Origin of the sequence: uncultured Nisaea sp. (assembly GCF_963974195.1) — a bacterium.
Taxonomy (GTDB): Bacteria; Pseudomonadota; Alphaproteobacteria; order Thalassobaculales; family Thalassobaculaceae; genus Nisaea.
The window spans coordinates 1-14,334 of sequence record NZ_CAXBDC010000109.1 but is presented as its reverse complement, the minus strand read 5'-3'; the positions used below and the strand labels follow the sequence as shown (position 1 = coordinate 14,334).

Genomic DNA, 14,334 nt, shown 5'->3' with positions numbered 1-14,334 from the left:
GCCGAAATGGCCCAGCACAAGGCATGTTCCCGCGCACCCGATCCGACGACCAATATCTTCATTTTCCTGTTCCCATGCTTTCACTCGGCGGCCTTGTAGCATAAATTCCTTTCATGCAAGACGACAGCGCGCCGCCGCTCGGCAATATTCCCGAATTCTCCGTCAGTGAGATCTCCCATCAGGTCAAACGCACCGTCGAGGGGGCGTTCGAGCATGTCCGCGTCCGGGGGGAGATTTCCCGGCCGACACGGGCTGGGTCGGGCCACCTTTACCTGACCCTGAAGGACGAGAAGTCGGTGCTCGACGCGATCTGCTGGCGCGGGGCGGCACAGAAACTGTCGATCCAGCCGGAAGAAGGCATGGAGGTGATCTGCACCGGCAAGCTCACCACCTTCCCCGGCCGCTCGAAATACCAGATGGTGATCGAGCAGATGGAGCTGGCGGGCGAGGGCGCCCTGCTGAAGCTCCTGGAAGACCGGCGCAAGAAGCTGGCCGCCGAAGGCCTGTTCGATGCCGCCCGCAAGCGCCCGTTGCCCTTCCTGCCGAAAGTGATCGGTGTTGTCACGTCACCCACGGGCGCGGTGATCCGGGATATCCTGCACCGTCTGTCCGACAGGTTCCCGAGCCATGTACTGGTCTGGCCGGTGCTGGTGCAGGGCGAGACGGCGAAAGATCAGGTCGCCGCCGCAATCGAGGGCTTTAACCGGATGGCGCCGGGTGGTGCCGTGCCGCGTCCGGATCTGCTGATTGTCGCCCGTGGTGGCGGCAGTCTGGAAGACCTTTGGGCCTTCAACGAGGAGATCGTGGTCCGCGCCGCAGCGGCGAGCGAGATCCCGCTGATCTCGGCCGTCGGGCACGAGACCGATACGACCCTGATCGATTTTGCCTCCGATCGCCGGGCGCCGACCCCGACTGCCGCCGCCGAGATCGCGGTGCCGGTGCGGGCGGATCTGCTGGCGACGCTGATGCAGGACGGGACGCGGCTGTTCAATGGCCTGCGCCGCAAATTCGCCGAATCGGAAACCCGGCTCTCCGGCCTTGCGCGCGGCCTTGGCGATCCGCGTTCAATCATCGAAGCGAAGGCGCAGACGGTGGATTACCGCTGGCAGGCGGCGGGTTCGGCGGCGGAGCGCAGGCTCTCCCGGGCGAATGACCGGATGCGCGATCTGGCCTCGAAAATTCCGGACCCGCAGGCCGAGCTGAACAGGATGGAAAGCCGCTTCAAGGTGGCGGAGCAGCGTTGGGCATCCTCGATCCGCAGGGTCGGGGAGGTTGCGGTCAGCAAGCTGGGTGCGGTCGCCGGACGGTTGCGGCTTGAGCCGATCGCCGAGCGGACAGTGCGCGGCGATCGCGATCTGGCCCGGCTCGGAACTCAGTTTGAGCAGGCCTTTGTACGGATCGCCGATCAGCAGGCAAAACGGCTGGATGCGGCGGGGCGCCTGCTGGAAAGCAATTCCTATGAGCAGACCCTGAAGCGCGGTTTTGCGCTGGTCCGGAATGCGGACGGTGCGCCTGTCACGCGCGCGGCGGGTTTGTCGGAGGGCGACGGGATTTCCATCCATTTTGGCGATGGCGCCCGCGATGCGGTGATCGGCGGCACGTCCGCGCACGTTGCGGGGAGTGGCGGCAAGCCGGTTGAGAAACCGGTGGAGCCGAAACCCGAGCCCAAGCCAAAACCGAAAAAGCCTGACCCGGCCCAGGGGAGTCTGTTGTGATCCGTTTCCTGCTCGTCGCCATGCTGGCCTTGCTGGCAGGTCCGGCCGATGCCGTGACGCTGGAGATGAATGGCGCCTTCACCCAGGGCGGGATCATCATGGGACGCACCGATCCCGGCGTTAAACTGGCCCTCGACGGCCGTCCCGTGCGGGTCAGTGCCGACGGGGTGTTCGTGCTCGGTTTCGGGCGCGATGCGGAACCGGATGCACTGCTGGTTGCCACGGCGCCGGATGGATCCGAGGAGCGCAAGGCCCTGAAGGTTGCCAAGCGGACCTACAACATCCAGCGGATCGACGGGTTGCCGCAGAAATATGTCGAGCCGAAACCGGAAGTGCAGGCCCGGATCAGCCGTGAGAACGCGAAAATCAAAGCCGTGCGGGAGATCGACACGGACCATCCGTATTTTGCGGAAGGCTTCATCTGGCCGGCATCGGGACGGATTTCCGGGGTTTATGGCAGTCAGCGGATTCTGAACGGCACACCCAAATGGCCGCATTTCGGTGTCGATGTCGCCGCGCCGACCGGCGCGCCGGTGATCGCCCCCGCAGGCGGGATTGTCCGGCTGGCGGAGACGGATCTCTATTATACCGGCGGCACCGTGATCATCGATCACGGGCACGGCCTCAGCTCGGCCTTTCTACATATGCAGACGGTCACAGTGAAGGTTGGCGAGGAGGTGCAGCGCGGCGTGCAGATCGGGACGGTTGGCGCCACCGGCCGGGCGACCGGGCCGCATCTGGACTGGCGGATCAACTGGTTCGATGTGCGCGTCGACGCGGCCGTTCTGGTGCCGCCGCTACCCCCGAAGAACTAGACGCCTAAGAACTAACTCCGGTTTCCGGCGCGGCGATCCTGTCCAGCAGGGTTTCGATGCCCGCCGGATCTTCCCAGGCAAGTTCCACATCGACCCGCCGGATCAGCAGCCGCAGCTCTTCCGGCAACCGGACATGATCCTTGGACGTGGTCAGCAGCAGGGCGTCTTCCTGTTCGGCCTGCGCGATCAGATCGATCAAATCTTCCCCGCGATAAGGCTCATGATCGCCGAAAGACCGGGTTGCGATCAGCTCGACACCGAGCGTCCGCAGCGTGTCGAAGAACTTTCCGGGCCGTCCGATGCCGGCGAAAGCGATGGCCCGTTCACCCCGTAATCCCGCGCTTGCACGGGTTGGTGTCAGATGGCCGCGGAAAACCGGGAGCCTTTCATTCAGCGCGCCTTCCAGATTGCCGGGATCGTCTCCCAGCAACATGACGGCATCGGCCCGGGCCAGCCCTTGCGATACCGGCTCACGCAACGGCCCTGCCGGAATGACATGGCCATTGCCGAAACCATAGCCGCCATCCACCACCAGCACGGACATGGTTTTGGCGAGGGCGGGATTCTGGAAACCGTCATCAAGCAAGATGATGTCCGCGCCTGCCTCCGCCGCCATCCGGGCACCGGCGGCCCGGTCGCGGGCGATCCATGTCGGCGCGGCTTCGGCCAGCAATAACGGCTCGTCGCCGACATCGCGGGCACTGTGCCGGTCCGGCAGAACCTGTAGCGGTCCGGTTTCTCTGCCGCCATAGCCCCGGCTGAGAAACGCGACCTTCAGGCCGCGTCGGACCAGAGCCCGGCCGAGCGCCAGGGCGACAGGCGTTTTCCCGGCCCCGCCCGCGATGAGATTGCCAACGCACAACACGGGTACCGGCGCCTGATACGGGCTGATGAAGCTGGATTTGAGAGAGGCGGCTGTCCGGTAGAGCCAGGAGGCAGGCGTCAGCACGGTGGGCAGTACCCCGCCGCGATGCCAGAAGCCCGGCGCTTTCACCGGGACGCCCCGGGATCGGAGGCCGCCGCGAGAACCCGTTCGGCCATGTCATCCGCGATCCTGCTCTGTCCTTGTGCGAAAGCGAGGGCGGCGGCGGCCATGTTCGTGCGCTCCGGGCTGTCTCCCATCAGGGCGGCGACCCGGTCTCCAAGTCCGGCGGCATCCACTTCTTCGGCGGCGCCCGCCGCGATCATGTCGGCGGCGATATCGGCGTTCTTCGTCATCAGCGGCCCGAACAGGACCGGTTTGCTGAAATGGGCCGGCTCCAGCGGATTATGCCCGCCGACCGGGATCAGGGACCCGGCGACGAATACCGTATCCGCGAGCGTGAAGAAGCAGCCCATTTCCCCCAATGTGTCGGCCACATAAATCGCGGTCGCCGTGTCGGGCAGGGCGCCATTCTCCCGGCGCACGGCCTGAAGGTCTTTGGCGGCGGCCAGTGCCGCGATATCGCGGCCACGGGCCGGGTGGCGCGGAACGATGATCGTCAGCAGGTTCGGTACGCTCCCGGCGGCCCTGCGGTGGGCGTCGAGTATGGCAAGGTCCTCGCCGTCATGGGTGCTCGCCGCGAGAAAGACCGGCCGCGTGCCGATGGCTTGTTTCAGCATGCCGAGGGCGGCTGCGTCGACTGCAAGCGGTGCCGCCGCGCGCTTCAGGTTGCCGATGGAAAGTACCGGTGCGTCCGTCAGGCTCTCGAAGCCTGCTTTCTGTTGATCGTTGCTGGCCAGGATCAGGGAAAAATCCCGGAACAACCGGCCGGTCAGAAATCCGAACCGGCGCCATCTGGCAAAAGAGCTTTCGGACATGCGGGCATTGGCCAGAACAAGCGGGATGTTCCGGGACCGGGTGGCGAGAACCAGATTCGGCCAAAGATCCGATTCGACGAACACGGCGGCCGAAGGAGCCCAGTGATCGAGGAAGCGCGCGATCCAGTGCGGATGATCGATGGGAACGAACTGATGTACCGCCCGTTCCGGCAGTCTTCCGGCCATCAGTTCGGCGGACGTTCTGGTGCCGCTTGTCAGCAGGACATGCAAGCCGGGATCCCGCGCCAGCAAGCGGTTGATCAGGGCGAGAGCTGCCTGGCATTCACCGACGCTGGCGCCATGGACCCAGAACAACCGTCCGTCCGGACGCTCCCGGGTGGCGATGCCCCGGCGTTCCGAAATCCTTTTCGGGTCTTCCTTCCCGCGCGCAAGGCGCTTTTGCAGAAAGGCTTCGACGACGGGCGTGCCAAGCTGCATGGCCGCCTTGTAGAGCGCGAAGATCATGAGGTTTCCGGTGTCGATGCCGGCGCCGGATCGGCGGGGGCTATCGGGTCCGTTCCGAGGGCGGCGTCCGCTTCGGCGCAGAGCTGGTTCAGCCGTCTTTCCAGCTCAAGGCGAAGGGCTTCCATCTGCGCCTCGTCCGCATCGCGGGGAACATGAATGGGCTCGCCCCAGATATAGACGCCGCGGCTGAAGGGCAGGGCGAAGATGAACCGGTCCCAGCTGCGCAATACCCGGCGGCGGGAGACATTCCAGGTGACGGGGTAGATCGGCGCGCCGCTCATCCGGGCAAGCGTAATGACGCCGCCGGAGGCCCGCATGCGGGGGCCGCGCGGACCGTCGGGTGTGACGCCGACGCTGGTGCCGCTTTGCAGCGCTCGCAGCATGCCGCGCAATGCCTGTGCCCCACCCTTGCCTTTGCCGCCGGAGCCGACGATATCCCGGATGCCGAGATGTTCGATGGTGCGGGCGATCAGGCGGCCATCGGGGTGTTTCGATTGCAGCATGGCGAACGGCCGGTCGCTGTTCCAGATCTCCGTCATCAGCATGATGCGATTATGCCAGAAAGCGCCGATGATCGGCTTCTCGCTCTGGAATACGCTGTCCGCGGTTTCCGGATTGATGATTTGCCAACGGATGGTGCGCGCGAGGCCACGGATCAGGGTGGCCAGCAGGCGGCTTGCGACCTCCCGGCCGGTATCCGTGCGCAACAGACGTTTCAGCATGCTTTCCGTTCGAACTTCGGGACCTGACCGGTCACTTTTCGCGATTACGGGAATGCATACTAGGGCGCCGTTGCCGGGCCAAGTTCTTATTGGTGTAAAATGTCAGGCCGCTTTGACGGACCGTGTCCCGAGGTGGCCGAAAGCGGCACCGGAATCGAAAGGCGCGAGATTGGCGAAGAACTGCTCCGCGCAGGCCCGCCAGCTATAGCCGAGCGCATAGGCCCGGCAATCCTCGGCAGAGAGTTTCAACGCAGCCTTGGCCGCCGCGCCGAGATCTTCCGACAGCACGCCGACCTTGTCGGAGGCGATGACATCCAGCGGCCCCGGGACCGGGAACGCGGCCACCGGAGCGCCGGACGCAAGGGCTTCCAGCATCACCAGGCCGAATGTGTCGGTCCGGCTCGGGAAGACGAAGACATCGGCCGCCGCGTAATGCCGGGATAGCTCCTCGCCCTTCTTGGCGCCGACGAAGACAGTGTCCGGGAAGCGCTTTTTCAGCATGCTCATGTCCGGGCCGTCGCCGACCACGACCTTGCTGCCGGGCAGGTCCAGCTCAAGGAAAGCGGGGAGGTTCTTCTCCACCGCCACCCGGCCGACAAACATGAAAACCGGCCTCGGCACGTCGATGACGTCCTTGGCCTGGGGCCGGAACAGCTCGGTATCGACGCCCCGGCTCCAGTCCTTGATATTGTCGAAGCCGCGCGCCTCGAGATCGGCGCGGATGGATTTGGTGGCCACCATGACGCCGGCGGACTTGCCGTGGAAATGGCGCATGACCTTGTAGGTCCAGGACACCGGCACGCCGAGGCGCGGCTCGACATATTCCGGGAAGCGCGTGTGATAGGCCGTGGTGAAGGGCAGCTTGTTGCGCACGCAATAGCGCCGCGCCGTCATGCCCAGCGGCCCCTCGGTGGCGATATGGATGGCATCCGGCCGGGCCGCCTCGATCATCGCCGGGACCCGGAAGAAGGGCCAGCAGGCCAGCCGGATTTCCGGGTAGGTCGGGCAGGGGATGGTGGTGAACTGGTCCGGCGTGATGGTTTCGACCTCGTGGCCCATCGCCTTGAGCTCGCCGATCACCGTGTTCAGGGTGCGGACAACGCCGTTGACCTGAGGGAACCAGGCGTCGGAAACGAGGAGAATTTTCATGGGGCTTACCGCCTCAGGCGAAGGTGAGATGCCGCACCTCGGCCCAGTTGAGGATTTCCATCCGTCCGTCCGGATGCTCGACCAGCGCCGTGCAGCTTTCCACCCAGTCGCCGTCGTTGCAGTACATGACATCGCCGATCTGCTTCATCTCGGCCTTGTGGATGTGGCCGCAGATAATGCCGTCGACACCGCGCTTGGAAGCCTCGTCGGCCAGCGCATGTTCGAAATTGCCGATGAACTCGACCGCGCGCTTCGCCTTGTTCTTCAGATAGGCGGAGAGCGACCAGTAGGGATAGCCGAGGAAGCGGCGGATCTGGTTGAAATGGGTGTTGAGCGTGAGGGCGAGGTTGTAGGCACTGTCGCCCACCAGCGCGAGCCACTTGTTGTACTTCACCACCACGTCGTACTGGTCGCCGTGCAGGATCAGGAAGCGGCGGCCGTCGCGTGTGACATGGATATGCTCGTCACGGACCTCGATCTGGCCGAAATTTTCCCCCAGGAAGCCACGGAACATCTCGTCGTGATTGCCGGGCAGGAACATCACCTTCGTGCCCTTGCGCGCCTTGCGCAGCAGCTTTTGCAGCACGTCGTTATGGCTCTGCTTCCAGGACCAGGAGCGCTTCATGCGCCAGATATCGATGATATCGCCGACCAGGTAGAGATAATCGGATTCCGTATGCTTCAGAAAATCGAGCAAATACTCGGCCTGACATCCCTTAGTCCCAAGGTGAATGTCGGAAATCCAGATTGCCCGGTAACGGTCGATACCCTTCTGGCTGTTCATTTGCCGTCATCCCGTTTCTGAAAACTTGCCGGACCTTGAATGAAAACCGCTTAGGGCCAATCTCTGTTGTGGCGTCTATTATGAATCGCCCCATATTTTGTAAAATGAACTTTGTATGACTTCATGAATCTGTAACAAGAAAACGATTTATATTTGTCGAGCACAGCGGCCGCTTAATAAAACTGTCATCTGTGAGGCCGCAAAAAAAATCCACAAGCGGGAGTTTCACTTGGATCAGATCACCGGCGATTCGGCCCGGGTGAAAGCAAGCGATCCGCTGGTTTCCGATGCCGGAAATGGCCGGAACCATGTGGTTGTGATTTACAATCCAAAAGCGGGGCAGCGGCGCTATCCGCTTTTCTCATCCGTTATCGAGCGGCTGAAGGCGCAGGGCGTCGCGGTCACGATTCTGGAGACCGGGGCGCGGGGGGATGCGGAAGCCTTTGCCCGGCAGGCCCGGCAGCACAGTCTGATGAAAGCGGACAACGCGCCGGATGCGGTGGTGGCGGCCGGCGGGGACGGAACCATCAACGAGGTGGTGAACGGCATGAGCGGCGGGGATTTGCCGCTGGCCATCCTGCCGCTCGGAACGGCGAATGTGCTGGCCGCCGAGATCGGCCTGAAAGTGAAACCCGAGGCGATCGCCGACACGATCTGGCGCGGTCCGGTCATCGATGCGCATGTCGGCGATGTGAACGGCCATCGTTTCACGCTGATGGCCGGGGTCGGTCTTGATGCGGATGTGGTTGCCAATGTGAACACGCGGGTGAAGGCCCGGCTCGGCAAGGGCGCCTATGTGCTGACCACCCTGTCGGAGCTGGCATCCTACAAACCGCATTATTACCGGGTGGCAATCAACGGCCGCACCTACAAGGCGGCTTCGGTCGTGGTCGCCAAGGCGCATTATTATGGCGGCACTTTTGTCTGCGCGCCGCAGGCACGGCTGGATGCGGACATCCTGCATGTCTGCCTGTTCGAGCGGGCCGGGCGCTGGAATGCGGTACGCTATGCCGCGAACATGATGATGGGCCGCCTGTCATCATCGGCCGGCTACCGGATCATCCAGACCCGTTCCGTGTCGATCTGGGCCGAGGAGGGCGCCTATAGCGGCGACCCGGTACAGGCGGACGGAGATATCGTGACCAACCTGCCCGCCAGTATTTCCCTGCCGTCGCAACCGCTCAAACTGGTAGTGCCGAGGGGCGTTTAGCGCCCGCCGAGTTTCACCCAGTTCTCTTCCGCCTGGCGGATATAGCCGGTGGGGTTCCGGTGCCAGAGTTCCTGCACCCGTTCGTTCCGGCTCAGATAGAGCCGGCCGTCTATGATGTCGAAAACCATCGGGTCGGCGCCATAGAGCTTGCCCTTGGACAGGGCGAATGTGCTGTAACCGCCGAATTGCGGCAGATAGCGTTTAGGGTCCTGCAGGAACTGGGCGCGATTGTCGGCATTCGCGAAGAGGAACCGCACACCGTCGAACTCGACGGAATGCGCCTCGTCTCCGTGGACGGCGGCATAGTCGGTGAAATAGGCGACCGGATCGTATCCGCCGATGGCGAGGCCCTGATGGGTGCTGAAAGATGGATCGGTCGTGTTCAGTTCGGTCGCGTCTGTTGGGTCGCGGGATACGGCAGCAGCCAGTCCAACCGCGACAAGCACAAGGAACAGGCGCGATAAGCCACGTTTGCAGCTCATCTTCGGACTCCATAAGAATTTCTCGATTGTGCCTCATTTGGGGAGGCGCAACCGGGATTGCCACTTTTTCGAGTCACGAATTAGTGAAAGAAATCGAAAGGCCTATGCGTTCGACCCGGCAAGGGTCAGGCCATCGACGCGAATGGTCGGCGCGTCCGTGCCATATTTGAACGTCAGATCGTTCGCCGGGGTCATGTTCCGGAAGATTTCCGTGAGGTGTCCCGCCACGGTGATTTCGGAGACCGGATAGGCAAGTTCGCCATTCTCGATCCAGTACCCGCCCGCGCCCCGGCTGTAGTCGCCGGTCACGGTGCTGACGCTGGAGCCCATCATGTCGGTGATGTAGAGGCCGGTGCCAACCGATTTGATCAGATCCTCCGGGCTCATCTCGCCCGGCTCCAGGTAAAGGTTCGTGCCGGACGGGCTCGGCGGTCCGCCAACGCCGCGAGAGGCGTGCCCGTTGCTTTCCAGCCCGAGCTGCCGGGCCGTCGACAGATCGAGGATCCAGGAGGCAAGCCTGCCATCCTCGACAATCATCTGCTTTTCGGTCGGCAGGCCCTCGGCGTCGAACGGACGGGAACGGAAGCCGCGATCGCGTAGCGGGTCGTCGACGATGCGGATGCTGTCGGCGAAGACCTGCTCTCCCATCTTGTCTTTCAGGAAGCTCGTGCCCCGGGCGATCGACACACCATTGATGGCGGAGGAGAGATGCCCGAGCAGCGAGCGGCTGACCCGTGGATCGAAGATCACCGGAACCCGCTGGGAGGACGGGCGCTTCGGGTTCAGGCGGCGGATCGTCCGCTCACCCGCCCGGCGGCCGACCTCGGCCGCATCCTCAAGATCGGCGAAAAACACCTTGGCGGTATAATCGTAATCCCGCTCCATGCCCTGGCCTTCGCCCGCCAGCATGACAGCGGAGACGGAGAAGCTGGAGCGCTGGTACTGACCGGAGAAACCGTTGCTCGCCGCGAAGGCGACCTCGGTCGTGCTCCAGCCGGCGTCCCCGCCTTCCGAATTGGTGATGCCCTTGACCGCGCGGCCGGCTTCTTCGGCGGCGGCGGCGAGGTCGGTCAGATCCTCGGCCGACGGCTCATAGGGATCGAACATTTCGATCTTGGGGCTGATCCTGGCGATCTGGGACGGGTCGGCAATCCCGGCAAAGGGATCTTCCGGGGCGACCTTCGCCTTGGCAACGGCCCGCTCGACAAGCTCGTCGAGAGCGTCCGCCCGTGTGTCCGAGCCGGAGACCGAGGCCTGCTGCTTTCCGATCAGGACGCGCAGGCCGATATCGTTGCCTTCGGCCCGTTCGACCGCTTCCGGATTGCCCAGGCGCTGGGAGACGGAAAGCGAACGTCCGGTGAGATAGATGGCGTCCGCTGTTTCGGCACCGGCTTTCCGGGCCTTGGTAATCAGGCTGTCCAGCAGGTCTAGTCCGCCGATATCTGACATGTCTTTTCCGTCTCCGTCACAGAACCCGTTGAGACATAGGGCGGATCGGCCGCCGGTGCAACCGAGGCCGCCCCGGAGCCGGTTCGGGATTGCGGTTCGAATGTGGCCAAACCCGTCCCGTTCCCGCCAAAGCGGCAGTCTAGACAAGGCTTCCCCACTGTTGAGAAGGAGGAACCGATGAAACGGATTCTCACTGTCGTTGCCGTCTCCACCGCGTTGCTGCCGGCCGTCGCCGCGCTGGCCTCCGCCCAGATGTTCCAGATTTACGACGGGGTCGATGCCGTCCGTAAGCAGGTCGATACCGATGACGGGTTCGAGCATAACCTTGCCGCCGAATACCGCCGCTTCACACTTTACGAAGCGGACGACATGGCGGACTGGATCGATGCCGAGCATTTCGCGGAAAAAACCCTGGCATCCGCCCGGGGTGAGACCGTGCCGCCGGAGAACCTTGCGGACTGGAAACTGGGCGATGCGCAGCTTCCGGCCCTGCAATCTTCCCGCGCCCGGCTGATTTCGGCGTTCGACCGGGATTCACGCATTCTGGCGCCGCATGCCTCGGCCCGCGCCCAGGCCCAGTTCGATTGTTGGGTCGAGCAGGCGGAGGAAGGGCACCAGACGGAGGATATCGCCGCCTGCCGCACCGGGTTTCTGAACGCCATGCTCGAAATCGATGCGAAGCTCGATGCCTGGGACAATGAGCGGATTGAGCAGGAATATCCGGCGAAGTAGAAGCCGGTCTATTTCCAGATCGGCTTGCCGCTGCCCGGCAGGCCGAGCGAGGACCATTTCCGGTCGACCAGATCGATGATTTCCTGGTCCATCCGGATCTCCTCCCCCCATTCCCGCTTGGTCTCGGGCGGCCATTTGTTGGTGGCGTCGAGGCCGATCTTGCCGCCGAGACCGGATTCCGGGCTGGCGAAATCGAGATAGTCGATCGGCGTGTTCTCGATCATCGTCACGTCCCGGACCGGATCCATCCGGGTCGAGATCGCCCACATGACATCCTTCCAGTCACGCGCGTTGATATCGTCATCCACGATGATCAGCCATTTCGTGTACATGAACTGCCGGAGATAGGACCAGGCGCCCATCATCACCCGCTTGGCATGGCCCGGATAAGCCTTCTTCATCGAGATGACCGCGATCCGGTAGGAGCAGCCCTCCGGCGGCAGCCAGAAGTCGGTGATCTCGGGGAACTGCTGCTGGATCAGCGGAATGAAGACCTCGTTCAGTCCTTCTCCCAGCACCGACGGCTCGTCCGGCGGCCGTCCGGTGAAGGTGGTCAGGTAGATCGGATCGCGCCGCATGGTGACGGCGGAGACGTTGAAGACCGGGAAGGACTCGATAGAATTGTAGTAGCCGGTGTGGTCGCCATAGGGACCTTCGTCGCCATATTCCTCCAGCGAGACGTATCCCTCTATGACGATCTCGGCCTCGGCCGGCACCTTCAGCGGCACCGTCTTGCAATCGACCAGATCAACCTTCTTGCCGCGCAGGAGACCCGCGAACTGATATTCGCTGAGTGTGTCCGGCACCGGCGTCACGGCGGCGAGGATGGTGCCCGGATCGGCGCCGATCACCACGGCGGCGGGCAGCGGCTCCGGCTTCTCGTTCTTCCAGCGCTGATAATGCTGGGCGCCGCCGCGATGCTTCAGCCAGCGCATCAGGGTCTTGTTCTTGCCCAACACCTGCATCCGGTAGATGCCGAGATTGAAATCGTCTTCCTTGCGCTTGCCCGGCCCCTTGGTGACCACCAGCGGCCAGGTGATCAGCGGCGCGGGCTCGCCCGGCCAGCAACTCTGGATCGGCAATCTGGAGAGATCGACCTGATCCCCCTCCATGATCACGTCCTGGCAGGGGCCGTAGCCGACCGTGCGTGGTTTCATCGCCATCACGGTTTTCAGCAGCGGCAGCATGTCCAGCGCCTCGCGCCAGCCGCCCGGCGGCTCCGGCTGGCGCAGGAAGGCCAGGGTCTCGCCCACCTCGCGGAGCTGGTCCGGCTCCCGGTCCATGCCCCAGGCCACCCGCTCGACAGTGCCGAACAGATTGGCCAGCGCGGGCATGTCGTATTTCTTCCCGTCCGGCCCGACGACATTCTCGAACAGGACCGCCGGTCCGCCTTCGGCCAGCAGGCGGGTCTGGATTTCCGTCATTTCCAGAACGGGCGAGACCGGTTCGCTGACCCGGACGAGACGCCCCTTGCTCTCAAGCTGGGCCATGAAGTCGCGCAAGGAGGAAAAGGGCATGAGGCACTCCGTTGGTGAACAGCGCCACGCGGACGCTTTGTCAGATATAACCGCGCGGCCCGGCGGGGACCAGACGCGACAGTGCGCCGCGATTGATAGGGCCCGCGTGGCGCTGTATACCGAACCGGTAATTACGGCACGGAGTTTTCTCATGGCCTACTGGGTAATCGGCGGCGAATACACGGACACGTCCTTCACGCATATCAAGGGCGGTGACGCGGAGACCAAGATCGGTCCTTTCCCGGACTATGAATCGGCGAAGTCGGTCTGGGGCAAGCTGGCCTGGGAGCATGTGGACGATGCCCACACCCGTTACCGGATCTGGGATGATGGCTCGGAACAGTTCTGGGTGGTCGGCGGGACCTACAAATCGACCGATTTCAGTGAAACGGTGGATGGCACTCCGGAGCAGCGGGTCGGTCCGTTCGACAGCTACGAGGAGGCTAAATCCGAGTGGCAGAAACGGGCGTGGGAAAGCGTTGACGATGCGCATACCCGCTTCCGGATCGAAAAGGTCAGCGATTAACGCCAGTGCCTGACTACGCTCCACACGGAAATTACGAGATCTGGCTCGACCGCGATCATGACCGCATGGTCCGGATCGCGGCGTCCGGATTCGTCAATATCGAGATGTTGCGGGTCCATAATGCGCGGACCAATGAGATCGTCGAGGGCTTCAGGGGCCAGCCATATGTCATGGTCTGCGATTTCAATGGCGGCATGGTGATGACGCCTGATGCCGAGGATGCCTGGATCAGAAGTGCCGTCAGCCGCGTTGCCCGGGGCTGGGCCGGGGTCACCTATTATTTCAGCGGTGAAGCCGAGTTCAAAACCCTGGTGCGGGCACAAGTGACGACGGTTTTCGAGGCTATCGGCGTGCCCTGGCAGGAAGCGGAAGACGAAAAGATGGCGATGGCCTGGGCGTTGGACCGGCTGGGGAAGGCCTCCGGGCTTTAGCCGGCGGACGGCTGCGGCTCGCCGGCTTGCGCCGAACGCCGATTCACCGCTTGCCCGGGCCATGACCGTTCCATTACGTTGCCGCACTGCAAAACTTTCGAGCAAGCGAGCCATACCCGATGTCGAGTTCGGCCGAATCCGCGCCGCGGACGGATTTTCAGTCTCTCATTCTCACCTTGCAGAGCTATTGGGCGAGCAAGGGATGCGTGATCCTGCAGCCTTATGACATGGAAGTCGGTGCGGGTACGTTCCACCCGGCGACGACCCTGCGCTCGCTCGGTCCGGACGATATCTGGAAGGCGGCCTATGTGCAGCCCTCGCGCCGTCCGACCGATGGCCGCTATGGCGAGAACCCGAACCGGCTGCAGCACTATTACCAGTTCCAGGCCCTGATCAAGCCGTCCCCGGCGGACAGCCAGGAGCTGTATCTCGGCTCCCTGAAGGCCATCGGCCTCGATCCGATGAAGCACGATATCCGCTTCGTCGAGGATGACTGGGAAAGCCCGACGCTGGGCGCCTGGGGGCTTGGTTGGGAGA

At 63.4% G+C, this 14,334-nt stretch carries 15 protein-coding genes; 7 read left to right on the top strand and 8 right to left on the bottom strand.

Annotation, left to right across the window (positions count from 1 at the left end):
• The first annotated feature begins 113 nt into the window (after positions 1-113).
• Together xseA and AAC126_RS18700 are read left to right on the top strand one after the other, a co-directional pair.
• Complete coding sequence (gene xseA / locus AAC126_RS18705) at positions 114-1,715, top strand: exodeoxyribonuclease VII large subunit (protein ID WP_339856156.1); 1,602 nt, start codon at positions 114-116, stop codon at positions 1,713-1,715.
• Positions 1,712-2,530, top strand: a complete 819-nt coding sequence (locus AAC126_RS18700; RefSeq protein ID WP_339856154.1) for a M23 family metallopeptidase — start codon at positions 1,712-1,714, stop codon at positions 2,528-2,530. Before xseA ends, AAC126_RS18700 begins: the two co-directional genes overlap by 4 nt.
• 4 nt (positions 2,531-2,534) lie before the next feature.
• Here the strand turns inward: AAC126_RS18700 and lpxK are convergent, their stop codons facing one another.
• The 5 genes from lpxK to AAC126_RS18675 form a co-directional block, all read right to left on the bottom strand.
• Positions 2,535-3,524 carry a tetraacyldisaccharide 4'-kinase gene (gene lpxK, locus AAC126_RS18695; RefSeq protein ID WP_339856152.1) on the bottom strand — a complete coding sequence of 330 codons (990 nt, stop codon included), beginning with the start codon at positions 3,522-3,524 and terminating at the stop codon, positions 2,535-2,537.
• Positions 3,521-4,795: a 3-deoxy-D-manno-octulosonic acid transferase gene (locus tag AAC126_RS18690; RefSeq protein WP_339856150.1), complete on the bottom strand. Its 1,275-nt coding sequence runs from the start codon at positions 4,793-4,795 to the stop codon at positions 3,521-3,523. The genes lpxK and AAC126_RS18690 overlap by 4 nt, the downstream gene beginning before the upstream one ends.
• A complete protein-coding gene (locus AAC126_RS18685; protein WP_339856147.1) occupies positions 4,792-5,517 on the bottom strand; it encodes a lysophospholipid acyltransferase family protein in 726 nt (241 codons plus the stop codon). Before AAC126_RS18685 ends, AAC126_RS18690 begins: the two co-directional genes overlap by 4 nt.
• 102 nt (positions 5,518-5,619) lie before the next feature.
• Positions 5,620-6,666 carry a glycosyltransferase family 1 protein gene (locus tag AAC126_RS18680; RefSeq protein WP_339856143.1) on the bottom strand — a complete coding sequence of 349 codons (1,047 nt, stop codon included), beginning with the start codon at positions 6,664-6,666 and terminating at the stop codon, positions 5,620-5,622.
• A 13-nt stretch (positions 6,667-6,679) separates the two neighbouring features.
• Positions 6,680-7,450, bottom strand: coding sequence for a UDP-2,3-diacylglucosamine diphosphatase (locus AAC126_RS18675; RefSeq protein WP_339856141.1), 771 nt, complete (start codon positions 7,448-7,450; stop codon positions 6,680-6,682).
• A 229-nt stretch (positions 7,451-7,679) separates the two neighbouring features.
• On the opposite strand from AAC126_RS18675, the gene AAC126_RS18670 reads away from it, so the two are divergent.
• The gene (locus AAC126_RS18670; protein ID WP_339856138.1) at positions 7,680-8,660 is read left to right on the top strand and encodes a diacylglycerol kinase family protein; all 981 of its coding nucleotides are present in this window, start codon (positions 7,680-7,682) and stop codon (positions 8,658-8,660) included.
• On the opposite strand, the gene AAC126_RS18665 is transcribed toward AAC126_RS18670, so the two are convergent.
• Positions 8,657-9,142, bottom strand: a complete 486-nt coding sequence (locus tag AAC126_RS18665) for a YHS domain-containing (seleno)protein (protein ID WP_339856135.1) — start codon at positions 9,140-9,142, stop codon at positions 8,657-8,659. The two genes, AAC126_RS18670 and AAC126_RS18665, sit on opposite strands and share 4 nt — an antisense overlap.
• A gap of 102 nt (positions 9,143-9,244) precedes the next feature.
• The gene (locus AAC126_RS18660; RefSeq protein ID WP_339856132.1) at positions 9,245-10,591 is read right to left on the bottom strand and encodes a TldD/PmbA family protein; all 1,347 of its coding nucleotides are present in this window, start codon (positions 10,589-10,591) and stop codon (positions 9,245-9,247) included.
• Between the two features lie 177 nt (positions 10,592-10,768).
• On the opposite strand from AAC126_RS18660, the gene AAC126_RS18655 reads away from it, so the two are divergent.
• Positions 10,769-11,323, top strand: coding sequence for a hypothetical protein (locus AAC126_RS18655; RefSeq protein ID WP_339856129.1), 555 nt, complete (start codon positions 10,769-10,771; stop codon positions 11,321-11,323).
• 8 nt (positions 11,324-11,331) lie between these two features.
• Here AAC126_RS18655 and AAC126_RS18650 read toward each other — a convergent pair whose 3' ends face one another.
• The gene (locus AAC126_RS18650; RefSeq protein WP_339856126.1) at positions 11,332-12,840 is read right to left on the bottom strand and encodes a UbiD family decarboxylase; all 1,509 of its coding nucleotides are present in this window, start codon (positions 12,838-12,840) and stop codon (positions 11,332-11,334) included.
• Between the two features lie 151 nt (positions 12,841-12,991).
• Here AAC126_RS18650 and AAC126_RS18645 point away from each other — a divergent pair, with 151 nt between their 5' ends.
• From AAC126_RS18645 to AAC126_RS18635, 3 genes are all read left to right on the top strand, one after another.
• A complete protein-coding gene (locus AAC126_RS18645) occupies positions 12,992-13,366 on the top strand; it encodes a DUF4170 domain-containing protein (RefSeq protein WP_339856123.1) in 375 nt (124 codons plus the stop codon).
• 5 nt (positions 13,367-13,371) lie between these two features.
• Complete coding sequence (locus AAC126_RS18640; RefSeq protein ID WP_339856121.1) at positions 13,372-13,797, top strand: hypothetical protein; 426 nt, start codon at positions 13,372-13,374, stop codon at positions 13,795-13,797.
• A gap of 119 nt (positions 13,798-13,916) precedes the next feature.
• On the top strand, positions 13,917-14,334 hold a 418-nt coding region (locus tag AAC126_RS18635), incomplete at its 3' end, for a glycine--tRNA ligase subunit alpha (RefSeq protein ID WP_339856118.1).

Bases quoted from the DNA above. Each gene is read 5' to 3' on its own strand.
- xseA (WP_339856156.1), top strand. From the start codon at position 114: ATGCAAGACGACAGCGCGCCGCCGCTCGGCAATATTCCCGAATTCTCC.
- AAC126_RS18690 (WP_339856150.1), bottom strand. From the start codon at position 4,795: ATGATCTTCGCGCTCTACAAGGCGGCCATGCAGCTTGGCACGCCCGTC.
- AAC126_RS18685 (WP_339856147.1), bottom strand. From the start codon at position 5,517: ATGCTGAAACGTCTGTTGCGCACGGATACCGGCCGGGAGGTCGCAAGC.
- AAC126_RS18680 (WP_339856143.1), bottom strand. From the start codon at position 6,666: ATGAAAATTCTCCTCGTTTCCGACGCCTGGTTCCCTCAGGTCAACGGC.
- AAC126_RS18675 (WP_339856141.1), bottom strand. From the start codon at position 7,450: ATGAACAGCCAGAAGGGTATCGACCGTTACCGGGCAATCTGGATTTCC.
- AAC126_RS18665 (WP_339856135.1), bottom strand. From the start codon at position 9,142: ATGAGCTGCAAACGTGGCTTATCGCGCCTGTTCCTTGTGCTTGTCGCG.
- AAC126_RS18660 (WP_339856132.1), bottom strand. From the start codon at position 10,591: ATGTCAGATATCGGCGGACTAGACCTGCTGGACAGCCTGATTACCAAG.
- AAC126_RS18655 (WP_339856129.1), top strand. From the start codon at position 10,769: ATGAAACGGATTCTCACTGTCGTTGCCGTCTCCACCGCGTTGCTGCCG.
- AAC126_RS18650 (WP_339856126.1), bottom strand. From the start codon at position 12,840: ATGCCCTTTTCCTCCTTGCGCGACTTCATGGCCCAGCTTGAGAGCAAG.
- AAC126_RS18645 (WP_339856123.1), top strand. From the start codon at position 12,992: ATGGCCTACTGGGTAATCGGCGGCGAATACACGGACACGTCCTTCACG.